The organism is Epilithonimonas bovis DSM 19482 (genome assembly GCF_900108115.1).
Taxonomy (GTDB): domain Bacteria; phylum Bacteroidota; class Bacteroidia; order Flavobacteriales; family Weeksellaceae; genus Epilithonimonas; species Epilithonimonas bovis.
This window is the reverse complement of the sequence record NZ_FTPU01000068.1, coordinates 1-6,052: the sequence shown is the minus strand read 5'-3', so window position 1 is coordinate 6,052 and position 6,052 is coordinate 1. Positions and strand designations below refer to the sequence as shown.

Annotated in this window: 6 protein-coding genes and 1 pseudogene; all 7 read right to left on the bottom strand. The window is 28.6% G+C overall.

Annotated elements, in window-relative coordinates:
• On the bottom strand, window positions 1–241 hold a 241-nt coding region (locus tag B0B05_RS15855), incomplete at its 3' end, for an ISAon1 family transposase N-terminal region protein (protein ID WP_076784549.1).
• A 186-nt stretch (window positions 242–427) separates the two neighbouring features.
• Window positions 428–1,074: pseudogene (locus B0B05_RS15850) on the bottom strand (ATP-binding cassette domain-containing protein); the annotation flags it as partial.
• A 159-nt stretch (window positions 1,075–1,233) separates the two neighbouring features.
• The gene (locus tag B0B05_RS15845) at window positions 1,234–2,409 is read right to left on the bottom strand and encodes a zinc metalloprotease (protein WP_028123562.1); all 1,176 of its coding nucleotides are present in this window, start codon (window positions 2,407–2,409) and stop codon (window positions 1,234–1,236) included.
• Window positions 2,409–4,268, bottom strand: a complete 1,860-nt coding sequence (locus B0B05_RS16725) for a prenyltransferase/squalene oxidase repeat-containing protein (RefSeq protein ID WP_034975277.1) — start codon at window positions 4,266–4,268, stop codon at window positions 2,409–2,411. The genes B0B05_RS15845 and B0B05_RS16725 overlap by 1 nt, the downstream gene beginning before the upstream one ends.
• Complete coding sequence (locus tag B0B05_RS15835) at window positions 4,258–5,406, bottom strand: hypothetical protein (RefSeq protein ID WP_028123564.1); 1,149 nt, start codon at window positions 5,404–5,406, stop codon at window positions 4,258–4,260. Before B0B05_RS15835 ends, B0B05_RS16725 begins: the two co-directional genes overlap by 11 nt.
• The gene (locus B0B05_RS15830) at window positions 5,403–5,696 is read right to left on the bottom strand and encodes a hypothetical protein (protein WP_028123565.1); all 294 of its coding nucleotides are present in this window, start codon (window positions 5,694–5,696) and stop codon (window positions 5,403–5,405) included. The genes B0B05_RS15835 and B0B05_RS15830 overlap by 4 nt, the downstream gene beginning before the upstream one ends.
• Window positions 5,697–5,749: 53 nt before the next feature.
• Entirely contained in the window at window positions 5,750–5,953 is a 204-nt protein-coding gene (locus tag B0B05_RS15825) for a hypothetical protein (RefSeq protein WP_028123566.1), read from the bottom strand.
• Window positions 5,954–6,052 lie beyond the last annotated feature (99 nt).

The window sequence follows — 6,052 nt, the reverse complement described above, 5'->3', positions numbered from 1 at the left end:
TCCATCTTCTGCGTTTGATATGCAGCTGTACGGCTTTTCCACGAAGCGGAAAGTCATCAACCGTAATCTCTTCATGAAAGCCTTTAGATTGAAGCTGTAAAACTGAAAATTCTTTGGGAATTGTATTTTTCTCTTCAAAATAAAGGTGAAGCAAGCCATCAATATCTTCAAATTTTACAACATCAAAGTATTCAATTAAGTATTCAGGTAATAATAGCTTGAGTAGGTCTTCTGTTTTCATCCTCTACAAAAGTATCAATTTTTGCCATTACTCCCCAACTTTTGTTGCTGATCCAACATAATTAAAAACCCCGTGAGTTTTAACTTACAGGGTTTTGATTTATTTCTTCTTCTAAAATGATTTAGCCCTTATTTTGTATTGATTTATGAATCAAGACGCCATAATTATAAAATCAAGACAGTTTATTCAGCTTCCTAATTCCAATTGATTTTTTACAAGATTATAATATTCACCTTTATTTGCTGTCAATTGTTGATGATTTCCCTGTTCTACAATTTGTCCATTTTTTAGAACAATGATTTGGTCGGCTTTTTTTACAGTTGAAAGGCGATGTGCTATAATCAGGACTGTTTTTCCTTTAAAGAACGATTGTAAGTTGTCATGAATTGTCTTTTCGTTTTCCGCATCCAATGCCGAAGTTGCTTCATCAAAAAAGATGTAATGTGGATTTTTATAAACGGCACGTGCAATCAGAATACGTTGTTTTTGTCCTCCTGAAATTCCATTTCCTGATGCTCCGATTTTGGTGTTATATCCTAAAGGAATACTGTCGATGAATCCTTCTATATTGGCTATTTTTGTAGCATTTTGTAATCTTTCCCTATTAATTTCTTCATCTCCTGTTGCAATATTTCTTTCGATAGTATCCGAAAAAATATACCCGTCCTGCATCACTACGCCACAATTCTCTCTCAAACTTTTCAGTGAGATGATCTCTAAATCATCATAGTTGTAAAAGATACTTCCCTTAACAGGTTTGTAAAATTTAAGAAGCAATTTCATTATGGTGGTTTACAACTTCCGGAAGCTCCTACTAAGGCAGTTACTTTCCCTCACTCTCCGCAAAAAAAGCCTATAAACAACGTGTTTATAGGCTTTTTAATTTTCGGGTGCTAATTTAGGTGCTAATTTTTCTATATGAAATTTCATTTTAAAAGTCAATTCTATAACTTTAAATTGTGCAATTATTTAGTGTGTTTGAAAAACAATAATTATCTCTTCATTATTCCTAAAATTATCTTGACACTTATAATGTAAAAAATTAAGACTGATAATAGTTTGAATAATTCATTAAAGCTTAAATTAAACTTCCATTGAAAGATTGAGATAACTATTTTATAAATTGTTATGGGAAAATTTATAATTGAATACCAATTTAAAAATATTTGATAATAGAAAAACAGAGCTATCATTACAATGTTAAAGCCCCCATATAAAGCAATAAGATAATCCTTTTTCGTTAGTATAGACTTTTCATTTTTAAAAGTAGATAATAGAATCAATTTTAAGTTGTTCATGGCATGGAAATTAAGATTAGGCTTGTTCAACAAGTCTGACAATATCCAATATCCATCAGCTCGCAAAAATGGGATTAGATTGTATAATGCTTTTACTGAAATAGCCAATGCCAAAATTTCCAGTATATGATATTTTATAAAAAAACCAATAATTAATAGTAATAAGCAAAAAATAATTTCAAAATAAATACCTGCACTATTTACTATAATTCTTTTCCACTTACTTAATCTCCATATATCCGTCACGTCTGCAAAAAATGCTGGTATGAAATACAAGTAAAAACCAAAGCCAATTCCTCCATGTCTTGCCTTGAAAAAATGGGATGCACTTGCATGTCCCAGCTCATGAAAAATAGTACTTATAAAAAGTAGCAATATAAAATATGGCACAAAAGTATTAGAGTTGAGAGTCGGATTATTATAATAATTTGTATAAATACTATATCCAAAAATAATGATTGAAAAAAAAATAACCGAATAAAAAACTTTCCTGACAAACAATAGTTTCAAGAAGGGAACTATTGTTGAAATTACTTCTGGTTTAAGAAAAATGAAACCATATTTTATATAGTCCGGAATTTTTGATTGTTCTTTTATTGAATCATCGTGACCAAAAGTTCCATACTGTTTTAGCTGACCAAAAAGCAATATAATTTGTGAATCTGAAATAGGTACTTTATGGCTTTTTTGAAAATCCATATTAATTTGTGATACTGTTCTGCTCCCATCTGCTAAACTTAATAAATCATAGTATTTCTGATTCAGTTTAGTATATTTATTAAGTTTTACATTATGCAGTAAATATTCACTTTCATTGAATTTTGAAAATTCAATATCTGATGATAGTTTATATACAGGGCTTTCCTCCATTATAGTAAAGCCTTTAATGCGTAAGCAGTAGTAAGCGTCTTACTTTTGTAAGGCTCATGGGCTTTAGGTTTAATAAAATTTTCCGCCTTCCAACTACCATTTTCATGCTGATGTTCTATTAAAAATTGTTGTGCGCTATTTTTCATTTTCTCAAGTTCAGGAAACTCTAATAAATTCATGCAAAAAATAGCAAAAGAAGTTGACAAATTTTTATATTGATTCTCATCAAAACTTCCATCAGCATTTTGGAAACCAATCAAAAAGTCTTTTATTTTCTGCTTGACAGCTCCATATTGTGTAGGAAACTCATTAAGCAACCTCAGACAAACATATGTACCATAAAGTTTACCATAGTACCATCTGCTCTCCCAATACCCTTGCTCTTTTTGCTCTGAAATAATATACTTGATTGCTTTTTCTATGGTGGACTTGTATTTTTCTGAATCTAATAAGGTTAAAGCATATACAAAGTTGGCTACAACTTCCACATCTGCCCCTTTTCCCCATTTGGTAGAATTGAATAAATCCTGTTTTTTCTGTTTTTCAGTAAGATTTACTTTAGGAAGAATCCAAGTTTCTATTCCACCACTAGGCTGTGTTCTTTCAGATACGGCAATACTAATTGCTTTTATACAATATTTATCTACCAATTTCCCATTTCCTGTTTTGATAAACTGTTGCATAATTTGCCCTAGATCGTCAATATCTGCTGCTATTTCCTGAACAGTTGGAAAATAAGACCAAGCTCCAATATTGTCCTTATTTTGTCTTCCTTCTATATATTGATTTTCTTTTTCAATAAAAACTTGAAGATTAAGATTAAAAGAATGTGCAATTTCCAACAAACAATCATTCAATAATGCTCTTTGAAAAGTATCTGAAGAATGGATATCAATTTCATTCTCGAATCCTTCCATACCTCCTAAATACATAAAATGCTTTAAATCAACATAATTTTGAAGAAAATCACTCTTAATGAATTGCAAGCCTTTAAAAAAAAAGTCTATTGTGACTTTATTAAAATCAAAAAAGTAATCTTCTTGAATTAATTTTCTTTTTGTATTTGCTTTTTCTTCTATTGTTTTGACATAACCATTAACTGAATCCTTGGTTTGAAGAATTGTTTTTTCAAAGTCGCAGATTGTATCCAGCCACAAACTATCCGGTGGCAATTTTTCAATTACTTTTTTAGCCTTCTCCAAATAATAAATTGATTTTTCAAAAAGAATAACACTTGTTCCATCTATATAAAACAACTTATTTAAAATATTTACATCATATTTATATTTGGAAAAGTCTAATGTTTTGGATAATTCATATACCGCCCAATTAAATTGTTTTTTGTTAAAGTCCTCTGTGAAATCTATAATATCATCATATAATTGAAACCCTATCGAAAAATATTTATGAGATTCGAGCAGTAAATTATAAATTTCGCTATTGTTACTATTTTCTGAAAAAATAAATAAACTATCAATAGCTACTTTTCCAAAGGCAGATTTCATATCTGCAACTTTATTATAATTCTCTTCACTTGGATTATTCCAAAGGTTTTTTTCTAATGATATTGCCTTGCGAAACTCTCTTTTTCTTGTTTCCCAAAGATTCCAAAAATTGTTACCATCTTCATATATTGTGGATAAAATTTTTATTGCATTCTCTTGTAAATCTAAAACATTAAATATTCTATGATTTTCTTGATTATCAATAACAGCATCTAATTGCAAAATAGATTGATAAAAATAAAAGCCTGCTTTTGAAAGCAGGTCTATTGTCACCTTATCTATATCTGGAAAATAATCGTGAAATAGTTTAGGATAATATTCGTAAAATTCTGGAGATTTCTTTTTATGGCTCATCAATAAATTTCTGTTCTTCTTTGGAAAGTAAAGTATTATTTTCTTTAATCTCTTTATTAGCAATATTTTCGGTTAGATTTTTATTTAAATCAATTTTATTTTTCAATCCTTTTTTATCTGATTCTAAAAATTTTTGAAAATTTATTTCTTGAATAAATGAAACGGGATACTTTTTTTCTTTGTATAGCGCATAACCTTTAATTTCGGTATAAACTAAAGCTGGTAGATATTTTCCGTCTTTTTTATAAAAATCATATTTGATATTATTTGAAGTGGCTACACCTTCGTAAGCTTCTCCTCGTTTGTTCTTGTTCTTGAACGACTGAGACATATTTGTTATATAAAGATCAAAACTACTAATGACTTTGTCTGTTTTGCTATATGTAAATTTTCCTTTATATGTATTTATTTCATCTTTTGTTTCAAAATAAATAATTTGAATGTTCTGGTTTTCTGAAAGTATTTTTGAAACAAATACACTATTTTTTGTATCATTTAAAAAACCAATAATTTCACTATTAAAAAATAACTTCTGAATAAAGTTTTTGGGAGTTATTTGAATATCTGTATTAAAGGGATAATCATTAGAAGATACTTTAGTTTTAAAATATTTAATGTTGTTAAAGCCGATTTGGACAAAAGAGTCGACATTATCTTGTGCCTTAAAATTATAGGCATTTGCTAAAGCCCATATGTCAATATTGGCTATTAAAAGGTTAATCATTTTCCCATCAATATAACCTTTTTGCTTTATTGTAGATTGATATAGAGAGGGCTTACTGTAATATATGCTTAGATAATCTTTTAAAGCATTTTGAAACATTTGCCTTATATCTATTTTGGATATTTTCACCTCTTCAATATCTTTATATAATGGCTTTAATTTTATAATAGGAGTTAAAGACTCCAATGTTAACTCTTCATATCCTTGAGCAAAAATATTCAGTGGTTTCTTATCATTTTTTAGTTCTACTTCCCCATCATCGTTACTATACAGCACCACATTATCAGACATAATTCTAACATTTTGAAGAGGTTTGTTTTCTTCAGAATCAATAATTCTTACTTTGATATTTTGAGGAAAATAAAATTGTAATGATAACCCCAAATAGGCTATTAAAAATAATATGGACTTCATTTAGTTGTATTATCTCTTTGATATATTAATGTTCTATCAAATCCATTTTGAAAATAAATCCGATTTGTAAAATTATCTCTGTAAATAACTTCTTTTTCTTTTCCAAGAGAAAAATTAAAACCACTCTTTTTTTGTGGTTTTTTAAAATCTATTACTATTTCTTTTTTGTTGCTTAATCCTAATATTGCAGTATCTTTTTTATATTTAAGAGAATCAGTATACTTTGGAAGTAACTGTGCGTTAATTTGTGAGGATATCAACAAAATTGTTGTAAAAAAAACTACTCTCATAAAAATTGAAATATAAAAACAGCTAATACATAGATTGTATTAGCTGTTACTTTTTAAAATGTCCAAGTGGCACTACCTCCAACGGCAGTAGTATTGGTTTCAATTGTTTCACCAGCATCAAACATTGTAGGTGCAGATACACTTACGTCCCAAGCCTTCATTTCAAATCTTTGTTCCAATTCTTCCATTTGGAAATTTTCTAATAATTCATTTTTTTCAACTTCTTGATCTAGTTGAGTAAAATTTTCTGCATTCATAATATTTTTTTATGTATATCCGTTTTTAATCATACTGCTGTAATATTAGCAATAATGAGCCTTTCGAATAGTTTGTCTCCGAAATATCTTCGATTTAGT

What these genes read in the sequence shown, in the direction of transcription:
- B0B05_RS15845 (WP_028123562.1), bottom strand. Translation starts at nt 2,409, where the DNA reads ATGGAGGAAAGCCCTGTATATAAACTATCATCAGATATTGAATTTTCA.
- B0B05_RS16725 (WP_034975277.1), bottom strand. Translation starts at nt 4,268, where the DNA reads ATGAGCCATAAAAAGAAATCTCCAGAATTTTACGAATATTATCCTAAA.
- B0B05_RS15825 (WP_028123566.1), bottom strand. Translation starts at nt 5,953, where the DNA reads ATGAATGCAGAAAATTTTACTCAACTAGATCAAGAAGTTGAAAAAAAT.
- B0B05_RS15835 (WP_028123564.1), bottom strand. Translation starts at nt 5,406, where the DNA reads ATGAAGTCCATATTATTTTTAATAGCCTATTTGGGGTTATCATTACAA.
- B0B05_RS15830 (WP_028123565.1), bottom strand. Translation starts at nt 5,696, where the DNA reads ATGAGAGTAGTTTTTTTTACAACAATTTTGTTGATATCCTCACAAATT.